Annotated in this window: 17 protein-coding genes; 2 read left to right on the forward strand and 15 right to left on the reverse strand. The window is 42.0% G+C overall.

The window, feature by feature from the left end:
• Nucleotides 1-7: 7 nt before the first annotated feature.
• From WC407_RS08010 to hemN, 6 genes are read right to left on the reverse strand one after another with little or no spacing between them, the layout of a single operon-like run.
• Nucleotides 8-1,375 carry a pentapeptide repeat-containing protein gene (locus tag WC407_RS08010; protein WP_373022091.1) on the reverse strand — a complete coding sequence of 456 codons (1,368 nt, stop codon included), beginning with the start codon at nt 1,373-1,375 and terminating at the stop codon, nt 8-10.
• Between the two features lie 9 nt (nt 1,376-1,384).
• Complete coding sequence (locus WC407_RS08015; protein WP_373022092.1) at nt 1,385-1,558, reverse strand: hypothetical protein; 174 nt, start codon at nt 1,556-1,558, stop codon at nt 1,385-1,387.
• 49 nt (nt 1,559-1,607) lie between these two features.
• Nucleotides 1,608-1,943 carry a DsrE family protein gene (locus WC407_RS08020; protein WP_373022093.1) on the reverse strand — a complete coding sequence of 112 codons (336 nt, stop codon included), beginning with the start codon at nt 1,941-1,943 and terminating at the stop codon, nt 1,608-1,610.
• Nucleotides 1,936-2,433 (reverse strand): HugZ family protein, encoded by a 498-nt coding sequence (locus WC407_RS08025; RefSeq protein WP_373022094.1) that lies wholly within the window; start codon nt 2,431-2,433, stop codon nt 1,936-1,938. Before WC407_RS08025 ends, WC407_RS08020 begins: the two co-directional genes overlap by 8 nt.
• A complete protein-coding gene (locus tag WC407_RS08030) occupies nt 2,430-3,692 on the reverse strand; it encodes a (Fe-S)-binding protein (protein WP_373022532.1) in 1,263 nt (420 codons plus the stop codon). Before WC407_RS08030 ends, WC407_RS08025 begins: the two co-directional genes overlap by 4 nt.
• An 11-nt stretch (nt 3,693-3,703) precedes the next feature.
• A complete protein-coding gene (gene hemN / locus WC407_RS08035) occupies nt 3,704-5,071 on the reverse strand; it encodes an oxygen-independent coproporphyrinogen III oxidase (protein WP_373022095.1) in 1,368 nt (455 codons plus the stop codon).
• Between the two features lie 185 nt (nt 5,072-5,256).
• Here hemN and WC407_RS08040 point away from each other — a divergent pair, with 185 nt between their 5' ends.
• Complete coding sequence (locus WC407_RS08040; RefSeq protein ID WP_373022096.1) at nt 5,257-6,006, forward strand: response regulator; 750 nt, start codon at nt 5,257-5,259, stop codon at nt 6,004-6,006.
• Between the two features lie 15 nt (nt 6,007-6,021).
• Here the strand turns inward: WC407_RS08040 and WC407_RS08045 are convergent, their stop codons facing one another.
• The 5 genes from WC407_RS08045 to pepN form a co-directional block, all read right to left on the reverse strand.
• Nucleotides 6,022-8,295 (reverse strand): ATP-binding protein, encoded by a 2,274-nt coding sequence (locus tag WC407_RS08045; protein WP_373022097.1) that lies wholly within the window; start codon nt 8,293-8,295, stop codon nt 6,022-6,024.
• A 1-nt stretch (nt 8,296) separates the two neighbouring features.
• A complete protein-coding gene (locus WC407_RS08050) occupies nt 8,297-9,106 on the reverse strand; it encodes a peptide deformylase (RefSeq protein ID WP_373022098.1) in 810 nt (269 codons plus the stop codon).
• Nucleotides 9,107-9,173: 67 nt separating this feature from the next.
• Nucleotides 9,174-9,341 carry a hypothetical protein gene (locus tag WC407_RS08055; RefSeq protein ID WP_373022099.1) on the reverse strand — a complete coding sequence of 56 codons (168 nt, stop codon included), beginning with the start codon at nt 9,339-9,341 and terminating at the stop codon, nt 9,174-9,176.
• Between the two features lie 17 nt (nt 9,342-9,358).
• Nucleotides 9,359-10,828 (reverse strand): NAD(P)/FAD-dependent oxidoreductase, encoded by a 1,470-nt coding sequence (locus WC407_RS08060; protein WP_373022100.1) that lies wholly within the window; start codon nt 10,826-10,828, stop codon nt 9,359-9,361.
• Nucleotides 10,829-10,961: 133 nt separating this feature from the next.
• On the reverse strand, nt 10,962-13,574 hold the full coding sequence (pepN, locus tag WC407_RS08065; protein ID WP_373022101.1) for an aminopeptidase N: 2,613 nt from the start codon (nt 13,572-13,574) through the stop codon (nt 10,962-10,964).
• A gap of 81 nt (nt 13,575-13,655) precedes the next feature.
• On the opposite strand from pepN, the gene WC407_RS08070 reads away from it, so the two are divergent.
• Nucleotides 13,656-14,855: an EAL and HDOD domain-containing protein gene (locus tag WC407_RS08070; protein WP_373022102.1), complete on the forward strand. Its 1,200-nt coding sequence runs from the start codon at nt 13,656-13,658 to the stop codon at nt 14,853-14,855.
• Here the strand turns inward: WC407_RS08070 and WC407_RS08075 are convergent.
• From WC407_RS08075 to WC407_RS08090, 4 genes are all read right to left on the reverse strand, one after another.
• Nucleotides 14,836-15,948 carry a methyl-accepting chemotaxis protein gene (locus WC407_RS08075; RefSeq protein WP_373022103.1) on the reverse strand — a complete coding sequence of 371 codons (1,113 nt, stop codon included), beginning with the start codon at nt 15,946-15,948 and terminating at the stop codon, nt 14,836-14,838. The two genes, WC407_RS08070 and WC407_RS08075, sit on opposite strands and share 20 nt — an antisense overlap.
• Nucleotides 15,949-15,954: 6 nt before the next feature.
• Complete coding sequence (locus WC407_RS08080; RefSeq protein WP_373022104.1) at nt 15,955-16,341, reverse strand: PAS domain-containing protein; 387 nt, start codon at nt 16,339-16,341, stop codon at nt 15,955-15,957.
• Nucleotides 16,342-16,481: 140 nt separating this feature from the next.
• Nucleotides 16,482-18,173, reverse strand: coding sequence for a nickel-dependent hydrogenase large subunit (locus tag WC407_RS08085; RefSeq protein WP_373022105.1), 1,692 nt, complete (start codon nt 18,171-18,173; stop codon nt 16,482-16,484).
• Nucleotides 18,166-20,592 carry a hydrogenase small subunit gene (locus tag WC407_RS08090; RefSeq protein ID WP_373022106.1) on the reverse strand — a complete coding sequence of 809 codons (2,427 nt, stop codon included), beginning with the start codon at nt 20,590-20,592 and terminating at the stop codon, nt 18,166-18,168. The genes WC407_RS08085 and WC407_RS08090 overlap by 8 nt, the downstream gene beginning before the upstream one ends.
• Nucleotides 20,593-20,653 lie beyond the last annotated feature (61 nt).

Here is a 20,653-nt window from a genome sequence, read left to right on the forward strand (position 1 = left end):
TCCTCTGCTATCGTTTCGTATTTCTACGCAAAGCGATGATGAAATGGTAGATTAAAAAGCCAGAAATCATCTTATGAAGTAACGTAATATATGCTTTGTCATCACATTTCAAATCAAGCCTAAAAGGATTTGCAAACTTAGCTAAATCATTCCAAAATTCGTGACTATTAAAAGAATAATTAGCATAATTTGTTAGTACATCTATATTGAGTTTATATCCTTGATGCCAACAAAACATAAATAAGCTAAAAAACAAAATCCAACCCAGAGCCAATAACCAATTTTGACCGTGATTAGAAACACCTTTTCCAACTAAAAATAAAAAATATTCTGCCCTTTCGTGCCAATTTTTATTCTTTTTATATTTAAGCTCTTTGGAATACGATTGCATTTCACGAGCATAAAATTGATTTGCTTCAATGTAATTAGCTTGTTTATCATAAACATTTTTTATCTGTCGAAATGTATCTCTATCACATTGAAAATTAGGTCTGTCACCCCATTTTACATTTTCAAAAAATGTATCACCTAAAACCGATGATTCAATCGATATTATTTCACAATTTACTGCATTGATATTTGCGAAAACAACTTTTCCAAAATTCATCAAATGATTTATTCCAAAATAATTTTGAATTTTACATTGCTCAAAGACGAACAAGCCACTATTATGATTATTTATTACAACTTGATCAATTAGAGAATTAGCAAACAAAAATTTACAGAAAATTTTATCACTCATTTCCCCATTAAAATCAAATGATTTAATAAATGTTTTCCCTTTGGGCAAATGCTCTTTATAACCAAAGTGTTTTAATTTTCTAGGCCAAAAATTATTAATTTCAAAAGTAAAATTTTTTGCTATTTTTATGTTAAGCATGTTCATAGAAATTTTATTTGAGAGAACTACCTTAAAAAAAGTTTTTCCTTCAAAATCAACATTTATCATTTCTAAATCGTTTGTTAAAAGGACATTATAAGCTTCTATATCACTAAATGAACAATTATAAAATTTCACTTGTCCAATAAATTTTGCATTATCGAAATCAGCCCTGCTAGTAAACTTACATGAATCGAAAATTGCTGTATCAAGAAAAACAGCATTGTTAAAAGAAATAGTAGTAAAAATTTTAGATTGATAAGAACTGAAGTAATTTTGTTCAATAAATTTTGGAAATATATATTTTGATAAATTAGGGAAATTTGGTACATTTTTCTGCTTTAGCAGTTCCCAAAATTTATCAACTTTTAATTCAGATTTCGACCAATCTTTGTTGTCCTCTTTAATGTCAAACCAATCATCTTTTGGACAGTGAAAAATACATAAATCATTTTCATAAACAGTATCAGGACAATCTGGAATATGACATTTCATATTCAATGCCTATAAAAGGTCACTAAGACTTAGCTTATTACCTGCTAATCTTTTTGTTCGATTTTTTGTTTGGTTCTTGTTAAATTCTTCTACACGTTTTTGATTTTTTTTTAAAAAAGCTTCGCGAATATATTTTTCGTTTTCAGGTTTGAGAATGATCGGTTCTATAAAAGCTCTTGTCATTACTCTTCCCTTTTTACTTTAAGTTATAACGATTATAGCCAACTATAGACTAAAACGTCACCACTTTCCAGTCATTTTTAAGTGCCTGCGTCAAAAACTCTCCCGTATGGGTCGGCTCAATCCCTAAAGAACGAAGCTGTTCGGTCACTCCGTAATCGTCACTGCATACGACACACACGGAGGCTTTTACACCTGATTCAATCACTTTAGCGACCATTGTCTGAAGTTCGGCATTTTCAGCCAAAAGCTTCGCCGAAGGGCCCCACACCATCAGATGAGCTTCATCCCAATACCCACGCTCTAATATGACACTACCATAAAGTAATACCAGTTTTTTAGCGACTTCGATTTCGCCACTGCTCCATACGATAAGAAGTTTATCCATTCCCATGACCTCTTTGATGTTGACCCATGATCTGTGTCACCACCTCTAAAGCGTGATCCAAACGGTACGCTTTCCCGAATCCCATCACCACACTGCCACTTTTAGGAGAGAGTTTAAAAAGATGAAAATCTCCCATATTAGAAAGTGAATTCACCAATTCGATATCAAAATGGGCTTTAAAGCGTTCGATTACACGTGTAAAGTGTTCATCTTCACGACTAATCTCCGATGCAATTGCTTCAATCGTCACCCGTTTACGGGCAAATGGTTGCACGCATTGAGACTCATCTTCGACAAAGAGCAATGATATCTTAGGATTAATCAGCAAATTACGCCCGTGCTGGGCTACCGTACTGATAAGGATATAAAAATCGTTATCCACACGAACATAAGGGGCAGTACTGGCATACGGTTCCCCATCAGGAGTTATGGAAGCCATAACGAGGGTTTGGAACGTTTCTAAAAACGACTCAACTTCCATCGTAGTCATTGTCTCAATGCCTCAGCAATCAATTCGATCGGATTTTTAAAGACAACATCCACATTCGCCTCGTTCATGGAATTATTAATCTGCATTCGGCATGCACTGCATTCGGCGGTTACCACTTGCGCTCCTGTTTTAGCAATCATGGCCGCTTTAGGTTTTCCGGCAGCTTGAGCAAAATGGAAATTTTCCGTCTGCATCGTCACCCCGCCAAATCCACAGCAGGCATTCGGGTCGCTCATCTCGGTGATCGTATAGTTTTGTCCGACCAATGTTCGCGGTTCTTTATAAATCCCTTGCATTTTACGGGCATGGCACGGATCGTGATAGGTGACGACAATATCACTTCGCCCTTTGGATGCCAATAAGGCACTCAACTCGGTTTTCTGCTCCAGCCACTCTGTTGCCATAAATATTTTATTTTTGAGTTTTTTGGCACGTTCCAACCATTCAGGCTGATCATGAAAAAAGTGTTCATAATCGACTTTTATCATCGCGCTGCACGTCGCTTCCGGGATAATAATCGCTTCGACCTCATCCATAAAGCTCTCAAAGTAAACGATGTTCTTTTTAGCATTATGATCAACTGTAGCGAAATCACCCGTAAAGTAGGCGGGTGCTCCGCAGCAGAGCTGCTTTTTGGGGATAAAGGCATCGATATGTAACGCTTCCAAAATTTCCAAAAGCCCTTTTCCTATTTCGGTATAGTTGTAGTTTGCCAAACACCCGATGAAAATAGCGACACGACGTTTCCCGCCATTAGAAATATTTTCAGGATGGCTGTTCATAAAAGAGGTTTTCCCCATCGACGGCAACAGTCGATCTTTTTTGATGATCGGAAGATTAAATCTCGGCTGCATCGAATTAATTTCTGCTTTGATCTTGAATCCGCAGGTCTGAAAAACGTATCCAAGTTTAAAGAGGATATCCATCGTACTGCGATGGCGCAATAGATAGAAAAAGGCTCGCTTAAACCATGCTATCCCGTATTTATCGGCAATATCCGCACGTACCTGTTCGATAATCATATCGGTCGGAAGAGCCTTGGGACACACATCGACACAGTTGGTACATAAAAAACAGCTCTCAAAAATCGCTTTAGCATTATAATCGAGTTCCAGCTGCCCTCGTTGATAAGCACCTAATAAATCAATAAATCCACGCGGCGAGGTGACTTCATCGGCATTGACATTGTGGATCGTACAGACAGGGATACATTTTCCGCATTTGATACAGGCATCAGACGTTTCGCTAAAATTAAACATTTCTCCCATCGTTACACCGTCTTACTAAACGCTTTATCGCTCGCGGCATGACGTTTCATATAGGCATCAAACGGCATTGCAATATTTCGGATAAGCAATGTCCCCGTCGGTGAACACTCAATAGAAGTCGGCGTAATGGTTAACAAATCATCGGCTTCGAACGGTTTCAAAGCATCTATCGCATCGCTAAAATAGTCGTTAAATTTCACTCCGTATAACCGTTCAAACCGTGGAATATCGAGTTTGAAATTAGACATCAGTTCCATAATGACGTATTGACGGATACGATCATCCTCATTTAGCGCCACACCCCGTTCGTACGGTAATTTGCCCGCATCGATAGCTGCCTCGTAACGTTCCATCTCTTTGAAGTTTTGTGCGTAATAGTCCGCTCCCTCACCGATAGAGGTCAACCCGATACCGATCAAATCAGCACCCCCCTTGGTGGTATACCCTTGGAAGTTACGGTGCAACTCCCCTTTGTCGATCGCCTTAAACAATTCATCCTCAGGTTTGGCGAAATGGTCCATCCCGATCATCCGGTACCCTTGTGCCGACATGTAATCGACCGTGTAACGCATAATGGCAAGTTTTTCGGCAGGATGAGGCAATGTGGTTTCATCAATTTTACGCATCGTTTTTTTAAGCCACGGTACATGGGCATAGTTAAACACGGCAAAACGGTCCGGATTTAATGAGATTGATTGTTCCAACGTCTTTTTAAACGTCTCAAGGCTCTGATACGGCAACCCATAGATAAGATCAACATTGACACTCACCATGTTGTATTTGCGCGCCAAATCCATCGCCGCTTTGGTAATATCGTACGGTTGTACACGATGAACGGCGATTTGCACCTTCTCATCAAAATCCTGTATTCCAAAACTGACCCGATTAAACCCGGCATCACTCATCACTTTCATCTGCGCATCGTTAATGTGACGCGGATCGATCTCACAACTGATTTCGGCACCTTGTACAAAATTCTTAAAATGACTTTTGATGGTATTGATAATCCGGTAAAGTTGCTCGTTATCGAAAAAAGTAGGGGTACCGCCTCCGAAATGGAGCTGAATCACAGGACGATTGACATCAATGTGTGTACTTAAAATTTGTAGCTCACGTGTCAAATAATCGATATAACGCTCTTTTTTATCTTCTTTCGAGGTAAATACCACGTTACAACCGCAAAAGTAACAGGCATTTTTGCAAAACGGCAAGTGGAAATAAAGGGATAAAGGACGCGACGAATCTTGTGCATGAAGTTTTTCAAGATATGCATCATACGTAAATGCATCACTAAATTCAAGTGCTGTCGGGTAGCTCGTATACCGAGGTCCCGGCTTGGAATATTTGGTAAATTTGTCAAAATCAAGCATTTAGTATATCCATTGCATGGTCTATTTACCGCGATTATACACTGTTGGTTTGAATATCCCCTAAAATTCTTCTGTTACGAAGAGAAATAGAGGCGTAGAAATAGTATGGATTTATCGTCAATTTATTGTTTTTAAACTCCGATGTGATAAAATAATCACAATATCATCGGAAGAAGAGGATTTTTATGGCCGTTATCAAGGTATTAGTGGTAGAAGACGATGAAGTGACTGCAATGAATTTGAAAATGTCTTTAGAAAAGCAAGGATACGAAGTCATCTCACTTGCCGATAATGCCATCACAGCCCGAAACAAAATCAAAATTTATAATCCGGATATCGCTCTGATCGATATTGGCTTGCAAAAAAGCAGCGATGGAATAGAACTCGCTCAATACATTCGAGAGAAAGGTGTTCTCCCCTTTATCTATCTAACCGCCCATTCGGACAATGATATTCTCGCAAAAGCAAAGAAAACCGAGCCTTATGGTTATATTGTCAAGCCCTTCGATCCTATCAATCTCCATACGACGATTCAAATGGCTTTGTACCGTTTTAAAGAAGAGAAAAAGCGAAATAACAATATTGATGAGCTGAAATCGGATCGGGAACATCTCGAAAAACTGGTTTACGCAAAAAAACTCTCCGACAAACCCATTGTTGAATTCGGCGATGGATACCGTCACGACATCGGACTAAGTGAAACCTACTACCAAAACCAAAAAATAAAACTCACTAAAAAAGAGAATGCCTTTATCCGTCTTCTGGTCGCCCAACTGGGGAGTGTTGTCGATTTCGAACAGGCAATCAATTACGTTTGGGAAACGAAAGGGGCGACCGATAACAGTGTCCGCACCTTAGTATGGAGATTACGAAACAAACTTCCAACCGATGTGATCAAAAATGCTTCCGGTGTCGGCTACTATCTCGAAGAGTAATTCCTCACATACAGCCTAAGCGAATTTGTGCAAAAATTCGCTTCTCATGACGGTAAATGCATCCTCAAAATCAAACTCTGCATCGCGTTGTGTTGCCGATTCTTCAATCAAAGATGCAAGTCGAAAAAGCTCCTCAAACCGAAAATTTGCACTCGATCCCTTAATGGAATGGGCAATACGTTGAATCACTTCATAATCATTTTGCTCTACCGCTGATTTTAACTCATCCAAAGAGTGTTCCATTTTCGATTTATACATCTCCAACAGTTTTTCCACCTGAGCGGTATCCAACATCAATGCCCCTTTTAAATGTTCCATATCAATATTAGAATAAGGAAAGGCATAGGTTTGCACTTGAGGTCGTAAAATCACGGTTGATTCCAAATAGCGTTCAAACAGTTGCTCAATCTCTTTTAGAATAATAGGCTTTCCCAAAAAAGCGTCATAACCGTTTTGAATAGCCCGTTCGCGTGACCCTTTGATCACATTGGCGGTTAGCGCAATAATAGGGGTAAAAATACCGTGCTCTTGCTCATAAGAACGTATTGCAGCTGTCGCACCATTACCGTTTAATCGAGGCATTTGTTCATCCATAAAGACCAAATCAAAAGGTACTGATTTATAATACGCCAGAGCTTCTAATCCATCACTCGCTATAGTACACGAAAGTCCATAACGCTCTAAAATCATTTTAATAAGCTCTTGGTTGGCCGGATTATCCTCGGCAACCAAAATAGCACCCTCAAAGCCGCGCTGTTGATTATAGGAAGATTCTATCGAAGAAGTAGCCTCTTCACGCATTCCCAAAACATCACTCAATGCCCGCTGAAGTTTTGTACAATAAATCGGGAACGTCAATGAAATAACATTCGGAGTCGTGTCATACCGGTCATCTAAAAAATCCATGATAGCAACCGAAGGAATTTTTCGTCGAATAATCATCTCTCGGCTAGCGTCATCAATTGAACTTTCTAAAAAGATAATCAAATCACAATCTTCTTCAACTCTCTCAATCTGTCGGATATTTAAATCAAAATAATCCCAATATCGATGTAAAGACTCCAATTTATAGCTCTCTTTTTCATCGTATGCAAGCAATCCAAAAGCAATATTCTGAAAAATAGAGGTATCAAATTTTGAAAAGACACACTCTTCATTCGCTTCCACCGGGATTTTAAGAGTAAAGGTGCTGCCTCCGCCCATGGTTGATGAGAGCTCAATACTTCCGTTCATATGCTCGGCCAACTGCTTGCAAATGGAAAGTCCCAGACCGCTCCCCTCGTTTATTTTATGATTTCCCTCATGCGCTTGAGAAAAAGCATCAAATATCCGTTCCAAATCGGCCTCTGCGATTCCAATCCCGCTGTCGCATACGGAAATAATTAACACACCCTCAACCCATCGCGCTTCAACATGAATGGCTCCATCAGGATGACTAAACTTAATTGCATTGCTCAAAAAATTCCCTACGATTTGCTTGATACGCAACGCATCGGTCACAATTTCATAGGGGATGGAGGGATCGATAAAACTGGTGAGGGTAATGCTTTTTGAATTGGCACTCGGAACAAACAGCTCCATCGTATGCGATATCTCGTCATGGATATTAAAAGGCTGAGGATCAATCGTAAATTCACCGCTGCGCAATTTTGAAAAGTCCAAGATATCATTGATAATATGAAGCAGATTTTCACCGCTGTTAGCAATGATGTCAAGATAGTTTTGGTGACGCGGATTGATGGCTTCGTCTTTTAACAAAGCAACAAATCCTAAAATGGCGTTCAGAGGAGTTCGTATTTCATGCGACATATTAGAGAGAAAATACTCTTTTGCTTTTCCTGCATTAATCGCTTCTTGCTCTTTTTGATAAATGGTATCGGTATAAAGTTTCAATACCCCGGCGAAATTACGGTCAAAAAGATAGCTGATAGCCGCAAATATCTCTGGATTATTAATTCCCAGACGATACGTAGCATTAATAACAGAGCGTTTAAAATGGGTACAGAGGACAAAAAGCTCATCAGCACGTAACTCTTTATCTTTCAAATAATCAATCAGGTCACCGATAACAGGGCACTCGCCCAATGTTACATACCCCGATACAACCCCCATGAAATAATCAAACACACTCCCCGCGTATTGTTCAACAAATACTTCGGTATCAATCTCATGACGCTTTAAAATCTCTTCGCACAATTCTGCTTCTACCCACTCATGAAGAATCGAATCTTTCGAGGCTACGAGTACCTCTTGTCCTCTGGATAACGGGCTAAAATCGTATTCGCTCATGTCAAGGTGCTACCCAACCGAAAACACCGGCACAGACAATCAGAAATTGCCCTCCCAAAATAGCCGTAGTCCCAATGATATTACCGGTTTGACAGCTGGTACACTGTTTGTATTTACGCGATTCGTACTGCGCATATAAAAAATACCCTATCATGAGTAACGGAACCAGAATTAAGGCATATTTATCGATCGAATAGACCAATGCGCGCACGGATTCTGAAGCAAAAAACGGTACAGCAAATGTCGCTACTATCAATCCCATCACATATCTTGCTCCGCGTCTAAAATAGTCACGATAAAAAATAACAGGACAGCTTCCGCCGCCATCTTTCACCAGTCCGAATTCGAGATAATCATGAATGCGCTGCTTCATCTCTTTGTCGACACGATCGACAAAAGTACTTCCGAAGCAATAATCGAGCTGCTGTTGAAATACTCTGGCTCTCTCCCCTTCCAAATCTCGATGGTGAGGATTTCCATGCTCATCTTCATAAATCACGGTCACCGTTTCGTAGCGATCAACATCGGCGCTGATCCCCTCATAATAGATACTCCGCTCGGTTTTCGTACTCATCCCGGCATGTTTTATGAGGCGGGCATTAATATAGGGAGTGTAGGTATCCCCTTCTTTCATAACGATCACACTGTATTGGATTCCGATCAAGATCGCACTCAGAGCGTCAAGGTTATGCTCTTTCATGGTATCGGTCATATCGGTTATCCACTGCACTAATTCGTCATTAAAGAAACGGACATTAGCAGAGATGTGGCGCACCATCGGATCAGGGTATTTTAGAAGATTTTTAATCATGATTAAACTTTGAGGAAAAAATTAAAAGGAAGAATATGACGGTCATAGACCGTCATACAAAAAGTTTTTAGTGACTTTTGCCCACTACAATGATCATTTTGATGTTGATGATCACAAAACGGATAAACTGCCAAATTTTGCATGTGCGCATAGCACGAGCAAATTTCCCTGGAATCATTGCGTTATTGAATTTATCGTTTTTAGCGAAATTAAATTCTTCCGGTTTTACTGCCATATTATTTCTCCTCTTTCTTATTCTGGAATCATTGTCCAGCCCGGGTTGAGCTTGGCTTTGTAGATAAATAGATGATGTAGGATATGCTTAATCCAGTGCCCGGCTAAACCAATCTCACCAAACGTATAGTCGGTATCACGACCCGTTCCAGGATACTTATCAAAGTCAGGAACGACAGGATATACCGTCATAGCCGCAGCTTGACCGTCTAACCAACCTTTACCGGCTGAAGCAACACACGCCGCACCCATTTCCGCCATAGAAGCCTCATGCAAATGAGCACTTGGCCCTTTTTTGATTAAGTCACAAACGCTGTGAGCAACCGCTTTTCCGATGATACCACTTGGCATACCGGTACGTGGAGGCGTTGGATTAATCATTGTGCCGTTTGGCGATTTCATCGGTTTAGAGATAATGTGCGGAGGTGCAAAAGCGATTCCTGCTGCAAAAAGATTTTTAAACGTCGGATTTTGGTATGTACGAGGCCAATCCGATGCTTTCCATTCTTGATACGGTTTAGGAGTGTAGTCTGCATCGACTTTCATAAAGCCGTTTGGTGCAAATACGGTATCCGTAATGTCTTCACCGGCTTTATTATACGCTTTAAGACCTACACCGGCAAACGGTGGAATCAACATTGAAAAGTCAAATGTCTCTTCACCCATTGAACCATCCAAAAGCTCGTAAGAAACTTTCCCTTTTTCTACTTTATTGACATGTGCACCGGTAATATAGTCTACTCCGCGTTCCGCAAAAAGAGATTCGGTAAAGATACGTGAACTGACGACATAACCGCCCACTTTCATGTGTAATCCGCCCATACCGAAATCGCCTAGGAATGACTCATTAGAGATCCATTTGATTTCAGCCATATCGCGAACGCCCGCTTTACGAAGTTCGTGCTCGATATTGAAAATGTACTCAAACGCCGCACCTTGACAGGTACACATACCGTGACCTGTCCCGATAAGGAATTTTTGGTGTTCACCTTTTTTCATTTTTTCGATGCATTTAGCCAGTTCATGCGATGCATGATCTGCGTGATCTGCTGTACAAACGGAAACGGTAAACTCACCCAAACCGTTAGCATCACCAAGACCAGGAGTTGCAGCGAAATTAAGTTTAGGCCCGGTTGCATTGATAAGGTAATCGTATGTTACGTTTTCACTTTGTCCCGCTTTACCTTGACCGGTGTATTCGATAGTGACAAACGATTTATCGCCGTTTACATCCCCTTCAGGGTTAAGACTTACCGCTTTGGCTTGTTTGTATGTAATGCCGGCTTTTGCATATACAGGAGCAAGGTCGAAAGTAACCTCTTCTTTGGACATTTGACCGACACCGACCCAAATATTTGAGGGGATCCAGTTCCATTTTGAGTTAGGGGTAACAACCACTACCTCGTGATCTTTTCCGAGCCAATCTGCTGCGAACGTCGCAGCGGTATGTCCGGCGACACCGCCACCGAGAACGACTACTCTTGCCATTGCTTCTCCTTAAAAATTAATTCCATAAAGGATGATTATAATACCATTACATCACAATTATATCACATCCTTAAAATAACCCTTGTATATCAGACTAAATTATTTGTAAAAGCGACCAATGTTACTTTTTTTCTCACCCCTGATTGACCTGTAAAATCTTTGCAATTATCTCATACACATTATTGGATAAATTTGGATGATTTTTGATTTTTTCCAATTCCGTTTGCATCATTCTTTTAGCATTGGGCGAGAGTTTTCCGTAATTTTTAAAAGCACCTGCGAGTCCTGAAGCGATTTGAGGATTAATAACATCCAGTTCGATAATCTTATCTGCAACGAATCGATACCCCGCCCCTGACACATCATAAAAGGCAGCAGGATTTCGGGCAAAACTTCCAATCAATGCACGGACAAGATTGGGGACCTTCATGTCAAATACAGGGTCTTCCTGAAGAAGACGTACTCTCTCTAATGTCCCTGATCGACGGGATGAAGCACAAATCGCAAAGTATTTATTCATCAATAACGGCTCATCCCTATGACGTGTATAAAAATCTTGTAACGCTTCCGAGGCTAGTGTCGGAGCATAATTCTCAAGCAGTTCAAGGGCACTAAGCCGATCGCTCATGGAGAGCGATGAGTCGTAATATTGTTTACACAGTTGTCCGATATTCTCCTCTTCCAAACTCATCAGAAGTGCCAATAAACGATTTTTTAAAGCCCGTTTTCCCATGCTTTCCGCATCAATCGAACAATTTGAGGGGTCATACAGAACTTCAACTTGAGAGATACATTCATCCCGATACGCCATAGCAAGTCTCTGTTTGAGTCTCTCAATCGCCGAAATAATTTTTACAACATCGATCTCTTCTTGACGCTGCATCAAAGCTCCAACACTCGGAAGCTCCAATAACTGTGCTTTAACCATTTTGTCCAGTGAGAGGTCACGGATAATTACTCCGAAACTTTCAATAAATTGAGAGGAGGGTTCTTCCCCCTCCATCATCGCTTCAAGGGTCTCCATACCAAAACGCTGAGACGCCTCGTATCGGACGTATCCATCCCTCTCATATGCCATTAAAAACGGATAATCTATCTCAGTGCATTCAATCTGTATCGGGGCACTGAAATGACGATTGAGTGATAAACGGGGAGCTGATTTAATCGATTCAAATACAATGTCACTCACCTCTTGGTCAATCCATAAAATATCATTATGCAAAAGGGTGATATCCGATGTTTCTAATGGATATTCCGATCCGTCTTGCGCTAAAAGGGCAATTTTCAAAGGCATAGCGTAAGGTAATTGCTCTTGATTTGCACTATTTTTAGGTATTTTTTGGACAATCTTCATCCGCAATTGATCTTTGCTTGCATCATAGTGCGTAGAGACTTCCAGCGTCGGTGTACGTTCCTGAGAGTACCATCGTTTAAACTGTGTCAGATCAATCGGACTCTGAGATTGCATTGATTCTAAGAACTCTTCCGTCCCAACCGCTTGTCCATCAAATTTCTCAAAATAATAATCCATTGCGGAACGAAATTTTTCACGCCCCAATAGGGTATGCATCATCCGAATTACCTCAGCCCCTTTTTCGTAGACGGTTGCTGTGTAAAAATTATTGATCTCTATATAATGATCCGGCTTTATCGGGTGGGCTGTCGGCCCTGCATCTTCGACGAATTGACGCTCCCGAAGTGCTCTGACATCATCAATGCGCTGGGTGAGTTCTGAGTTCATATCGGCACTGAAGCACTGATCTCTAAAAACCGTCAATCCCTCTTTCAAGGTGAGTTCAAACCAATTTCGGCAGGTAATACGATTGCCCGTCCAGTTATGAAAATACTCATGGGCGATAACACTCTCGATTCCCATGAAATCACCGTCTGTTGCACTTTGCTCATCGGCCAGAACATAGTGGGAGTTAAAGATATTGAGCCCTTTATTCTCCATCGCCCCCATATTAAAACTGTCCACCGCGACAATATTGTACACTTCCAGATCGTACTCTCTCCCGTACGTTTGCTCATCCCATTCCATCGACTTTTTCAGTGACCGCATCGCATGGTGGCACTTCTCTTCATTTCCGATATCGCAATAGATAGCCAAATCGACTTTTTTGCCGCTGACCGTCGTATAGGTATCGTGTATGCTTCCTAAATCACCTGCTACCAAAGCAAAGAGATAACACGGTTTTGGAAACGGATCATCCCACACAGCAATATGCTTTCCGTTTTCCAACGTAGCCGTTCCGCGAAGATTACCGTTACTGAGCAATACCGGGCACGTTGCTTTATCGGCAATAATTTTGGTGGTAAAGCGGGTCATGACATCGGGGCGATCAATAAAATAGGTGATACGGCGAAACCCTTCCGGTTCGTTTTGGGTGCACCAAATACCACCGGAGCGATAAAGCCCCTCTAATGCTGTATTTTCATCCGGATAAATCCGATTTATAACCCGTATTCGTGCACTGTCTTGATCTAAGGGGAGTATCAACGCATCGTCTGTTTTAACATACATCCCCTCATCCCACACGATATCATCAACCCATAACAGTTCTAAATCGAGAAGCTCTCCATCGAGTCGTAACTCTTTGGCATCGGGATTTGAGCGGGTTATCTCCATCACATTATCGACACGTGTTGAACTGTTTTCTATAATAAATTCGAGGGTACAGCTCTTAATGGTATAATCACTGGGTAGATAATCTTTAAAAAAGATCGTTTTAGGTTCATTATTCATTGCATTCTCTTTAATTATTTTATTTTGAAATAATACTCAAATTACGCTACACTTAAACTATTAAAACACAAAGTCACATATATGCACAATACGCTTACCCTCGCTCGTCAACCGATCATGGATCGTACTGAGCATATTATCGGATATGAATTTTTTTACCGTGATGCGAATGGTCAGTGCAGCATTGATGACCCGAGACAAGCAACCGCTTCGGTTTTGGTCAATCTTCTCAATCAACTCGGTTCGACATCGGCTTTCGGGGATTTAATCGCATTTATCAATACCGATGGGCCATTGTTGTTAACTGACATCCTCCGTACCCTTCCAAAAGAAAAATTTATTTTTGAACTCTCCGAAACGATGAAGGTAAACACCCGTATTTATGAATCCATACGCTATTTTCATGCTCAAGGCTACCGGTTTGCCCTGGACAATGCCTCTTTCCATCCGGATTATCTTGAACATTTTGGAATCCTTTTCCCCTATATCGAATACGCCAAATTTGACGTTACTCAAACCGACATAGAACAATTCAATCTCTATCCCAATCCCTATGGTCAGATGAAGCTAATCGCCCAAAAAATAGAATTTCATGAAATGGCAGAAGCATATGAAGAGATTGGATTTGAGTTTTTTCAAGGATTTTATTTTGCGAAAGCACATCTTATCACGCAACGAAGGATTGATCCGCAATACATGGATGTCATGAGACTTTTTTCACTGCTACAGCACGATGCTCCGATCGATGAAGTGTGCGACTCTTTTAAGCACCAGGATATCCTTTCACTCCAACTCATTCAATTTTTGCACTCCGTCTATCCGGAACATCTGCATGGAGTCCTTTCGGTACGCGAGATAATAGAGCGATTCGGAACCAATGCATTAATGCAGTGGCTGTTATTGATTATCTATTCCAAATCAGGGACCAAGGCAATGGATGAAAAAAATCCCCATGCCGTATTTGCCCAAGAACGGATCAATATGATGCTCTCCTTGCTGCAAAAAACAACCCCATCCCCCAATGAAAAGCTCATGGAACATGTCAGACTGATCGCTTTGCTCTCTTTACTGGAGGGGATAATGAATGTTCCGATTCAAAATATTATTGAAACACTCCATCCTGATAACGTCATAGAAGATGCGCTAATTACCCATACCGGTGTTTTAGGAAGGATTTATGCAACGGTTTTGAAGATGGAGAGCGGGGACACACACGGAGCGGCAATACTCTTAAAGTCCTTCGGGATTACTCCCGAAGAGCTTAACTCATTGCATCCATAGATAAGAGTAAGTCATCCATTTTTTGATCGACGGTTCCCACATATTGGGTTAAATCCATCATTTCATCCATATTTTTATTGAGCGATTCACTGTTATCATTAATTGCTTGGATAAGAATATTAATGGTTGCAGAGATCTCAGCAAGGCTTTTCTGTGTCCGTTCGGCCAGCTTGCGTACCTCATCGGCAACAACGGCAAATCCGCGACCGTGTTCACCGGCACGTGCCGCTTCGATCGCTGCATTGAGTGCCAGAAGATTCGTTTGATCAGCAATATCCCCGATAGTCACCAAAATGGCTTTGGTCTCTTGGGCATTACCGACAAGGGCTTGAAGATTCCCGGAAAGTTCATGCTCTTTACCGGCAACACTTTGAATCCGCTCAACCGTAGAGTTAATCATCCTATTTAGTTCTACAAATTTGGTAGAACGGAGTTCCTCTATAGTCGATTTAAGGTGTTTTGTATTGTTATCCAACACCTCTTTGGCTTCATTATTTTGATGCTCAAGTGACTGAAGGGCTAATCCAAGATCATTAATCTTTTCAAGCATTAGCCCCATCTTCCCCTCAACCTTGATATCGGCGCGGGTTGCAAATTTTCCCTCACTCAACGCTTCTAACACATGAATGGCATTATCGAGATTGGCTTCCGTTTGATCCAGCATATTGTTCATTGTTTTACGGAGCAAATGAACATGCGGAGTTTTTGAATCACTGTCTACTCGGCACTTATAATGGCCTGTTCGAACTTTATCGGCAAGCAGTACCATCTCTCCTGCGACCAAGGTATCTTGCAATAACATATCCTGGTATGCTTTTACTAAGGTATTAAGTTTCCCTTCCATACTTTCTGGAGTTGCCTCCAAAAGGGGTAAGCGATTTCGCTTAAACTGCATCAATTGCAAAAACAAGTCCAACTGCTTGTTGATCTCAGTTTCCCCTGCCGGCGTGCTTGATACCAACCCTATCGATACCAATACCATAACAATTAATACCCCAACCGATGCACCTACACTCTGCGTTAGTATGCCGATTAGAGCACCAGCCAATGCCACTAGAATCAAAATTATTATTTTTGTCGTATTATTCATCATGCCCCCTTATCTCATCGTCTTGTAGAGTTGCTCTGCTTCGGCAATCTCTTCACGGGATGGCTTTCGGCGACATGACAAAAATCCGCATTTCCCACTCTCACATGCAATATTGGGGTAGACCGTTGCATAAACCCAATAAAATCCGCCGTCTTTCGTCGCATTTTTAACATAGCCAGTCCAAATCTTACCGCTTTGTACGGTATCCCATAAATCTTTGAAGGCTGCTTTAGGCATATCAGGATGGCGAACGATACTGTGCGGTTTACCGATCAACTCATTGATGGTGTAACCGGCAACTTTACAAAAATCTTCATTTGCGAAAAGGATCTTTCCCTTTTCATCTGTTTGTGAAACCAAAAAATCACTCTCTTGTAGAATGTACTCTCCCGCCATTACTATCCCTTATTAAAGTTTTGTGACTATTTTGTGATTTAGTGCAACTATTATACTAGGCTTCTTGTATATTAACCGAGCGTATTATAATTAGTTTTAATATCCGTTCATACAATTTTTATGTCGATTAATAACCATTGTCAAATTTTACACGTCGTATGCATCTTATACTTTCCTAATTCTCGCCCTTTAGCATCGATCACATGCACCGCACACGCCAAACACGGATCAAAGGAATGAATGACTCGTAGCACTTCAAGCGGTGATGTAGGATCAGAAAGAGTGATTCCTATTAATGCCTCCTCATACGCTCCTCGTACATTTTTGGCATCTTTGGGTGAAGCATTCCATGTTGTCGGAACAACAGCTTGATAATTTGCTATTTTTGCATCTTCTATACGGATGAAATGTCCCAATACTCCGCGAGGCACTTCAAATAGCCCTCTGCCTCTCCCCTCTTTTGGAAGATCTTCAAAAATATACTTTGTCCATGTTGTTTCATCGTAATATTTAATATTTTCGATCAAATCACTCATCGTATCAAAAAGATAATCGCAACAAATTTGTGCCTCTATGGCACGTGCCGCATTTCGTCCGATAGCAGTGGAAAAATCGATCAGTTTCATCCTTGTTTTATCCATAAATCGTTGCATATAGGGGTAAATTATAGGAGACTTCTTGGCATACCCGATACTCATCCGGGCCAAAGGCCCTACTTCCATCACCTCGCCATCATATCGAGGGGCTTTGACCCAACTGTATTTCCCCTCGGATTTCAGAGTTCCATCATCATTAAGATCGGTATAAAAGGGGGTTGTCTCCCCTATATACGGGGAGAGAGGAGCATCATTCTCATACCACGATCGGGATGCCTCTTCGGTGATTTTCGATTCATCAAACGGCTCAACCGTTTCAAAATCATGTCCTCGAACCACACCGCTCTCGAATAACTGCTGTTGCGTACTGAAACGGTATCCGCCGCAACACATAAAATTGCCGCTGGCGCGCCCTTCACCTGCATCTATCGATTCTCGGTATCCTTCAATTACCATTGCCATATCCGGGATATATGCTCTCTCGATAAACTCCCGAACCTCTTTGATAATAAAAAGAAAATCATTTAATCGTTGAGGGTTAAGCATATCGGCAACGCTTGTCACCCCTCCGACCACCAAATTTTGAGGATGAGGCGTTTTCCCCGCAAATATTGCCACCGCTTTGGAAATTTCGCGTTGAAGATTTAACGCTTCGAGATAATGGTTCATATGCACCAAGTTTTGCTCAGGACTCAAACGATACGCACTGTGCCCCCAATAGCCATTGGCAAAGAGCCCTAATCGTCCCGCTTTGATGAAACTGCTCAGCTTTTCTTGCACACTCTCCAAATGCCCTACCGAATTACGATAGGGGTGAATGCTCCATTGTTCAGCTTCCCGTGCGGCTTGGGTACAATCCGCTTCTAATGCCCTTGTAATATCCACGAAATCGAGCGAATGGAGATGGTAATAATGGACGATATGGTCTTGAACAAACAATGAGAGGGTAACCAGGTTGCGAATGATCTCCGCATTAGGGGGAATCGTAATGCCATAAGCATCTTCCACGGCACTGATCGAAGCACGATAGTGGACATTCGTACACACTCCGCAGATTCGCTGAGCAATCAATCCCGCATCGCGCGGGTCACGCCCTTTTAGAATTGTCTCAATTCCCCGAAAAAGCTGCCCCGATGCCCAGGCTTCTTGAATAACATGATTTTCATCAATTTCCACCTCGATGCGCAAATGCCCCTCGATACGAGTGATGGGATCAATGACTATTTTCTTATTCATGCGGTTTTTCCTCTAATTTTCGGTGGTTCGCGTAGCTGTCAAACGCGATTTTACCCTGACCGCACGCAAAACATCCATGTCCCGCCTGTACCGGCCAACTGGTCCCTTCGTTAAACTTCACCAGCGAGCAGTTGAGATCGGCATACGGCCCTTTGCACCCCATTTGAAAAAGACACCACCCTTTTTTCGCCCCTTCATCTCCCCATTCAAGGACAAATTCATCCATATCATAATGGCCGCGACGTTCGCAATTATCATGCACCCGAAATCCGTACGCCCATTCAGGGCGGTTTTTCGCGTCCAGTTTCGGAAATTCGTCGAACATAATGTAGTGTAGCAGGGTCCCCACGATATTGATCGGATTGACGGGGCACCCTGGGAGGTTGATGATGTCAGTTCGTCCCAGCGCTTCGCTCACCCCTACTGCTCCGGTCGGATTCGGCTGGGCCGCCACGACACCGCCGTCATACGCACACGATCCCACCGCCATCACGGCTACGGCATTTTTGGCGACACGGCGCAGCAAATCTGCACCCGTTTCCCCCTTAGGGCCGATCCGTAAAAACTTTCCGTCCAGTCCCAAAGGGACTGCCCCCTCAACGATAAGCAAATATTTTCCCGCATCGTTAGCGATAATGGCATCCAATGCCTTCTCCGATTGATCTCCCGATGCCGCCATCAGCAGTTCATGGTAATCGAGGGAAATATATTTGAGGATCAGGTCATCCACGCTCGGATGGGCTGATTTGATAAACCCTTCGGAATTTCCCGTACAGTCGGCGAGTTCGAGCCAAATAATCGGTATCTTGTTAAGCTGAGCCACCCCCTCTTTGACCGTCTCTTCAAAACTCGGATGCAGATGCATCGATGCGGTTATCATTGAGACCCAGCGGTTAAACTCGCGGCTCATCTCAAACGATTCGATCGCTTCTTTAAAATTTTCCGAACTGAACTGATTTTTGGGGTGAAGCCTATTGTATTTTTCGATTCGAGCACGCACCTTAAAGAGTTCGGCTTCTTGTACAGCGGATTCGCGCGCCTGTTTTAGCCGTGCCGCTTCTGCAGGGTCGATCGAAGTGGCCTCTATAATCGCACATACATCCTGCTTACATCGCCCGCACGTACGCCCTGCTTTGGAGTATGCTTTCAAATCGGCAAATGACGTTACCGCATTGTCTCGAATCAGTTCGATCAATTCTTGTTCATGTACCCCTTCGCAACTGCATACCAATCGCCCTTTTTCAGACATCAGACGGTTTGAATAAAGATACGCCGCATCAATAGCTGCACCATTTTCAATCAACCGTCTCAATGCCAGCAAATCGATATTGGTATTGATCCCGATAAACCGCTTCAAGCGATCATGATTGACGATATACTGATCGATCCGATTTTCATGCGAAATGAGAATCGTTTCATTATCGGTATCTTTTGGACTAAAATCGGTCGCTGTGACATCAGCAAACAAAAAAGACCCCACTTTAAGCCCGTCGATCGAAACGGCTTCTCGAAACTCTAAAGTGTCGTTTCCAAGTAGATTGCCAATCGCGACATCGGCTTGCAAGGTGCATTCCTTGACCCGTCCGGCGATAAATCCCCCATCACGAAGCTGTGCCGCTTCACCGACACAATAGATATCAGGATTTGACGTACGCATTGTGTTATCAACCAAAATCCCCTTATCGCATTCAAGAGCCTCTCTGGCAAATCCAATATTCGGATCGATCCCAACCCCGAAAATAACAAATGGGTTAGTGATCTCTCCATGCTTCGTGATAATTTTGGTGATCCGATTTTCTTCCATCTCTTTATCTACAATCTGATCGTTGAAACGGATTTGAATACGGGGATCTTGCTCGAAAATATGACGAATCAACGATAGCCCCTCTTGAGAGAGAGAAGGTGAATAGAGGTACTCCCCGCGTACCAGCAACTTGATTGTTTTAGCACTATCATGGCGCATAAGGGTATCAAGCAGTTCCAAAGCAATCGGACCGGCTCCTACAATTACTACGTTTTTCTCAACAATCCCCTTCGCAATTGTTTCGCAATCATGAAGACTGCGAAACGTCGCAGCGTTCTCAATAGCTGAAATATCAAAAAGCGTTTTTGGGAGAGATCCGGTAGCAATGATGAGTTTGTCATAGTGGTACAAAGCATGTTCACTCAAAATATGTTTTGACACGGTATCAATCGCGGTGATCTTTTGATGTAATTCAAGACGGACATTCGGATGAAGCTCCAGTGAAATCGTATCGACACACTTTGAGTTCTCAACTAAAGAGCACAGATGAATACGATCATACGGAGGATGTGCCTCTTCAGAGACAATAACAACTTCAGACGCAGGAGATTGGTTAAGGAGGGAATTGGCTAAATAAACGGCAGAGATTCCACCACCGACGATTACGATACGCATGAATTGGCATCCTTACATGGTTGCGATAATGCAGTATTATGACGTAGTTATAGGAAAAACA

It is taken from the genome of Sulfuricurvum sp. (assembly GCF_041651515.1).
GTDB lineage: Bacteria > Campylobacterota > Campylobacteria > Campylobacterales > Sulfurimonadaceae > Sulfuricurvum.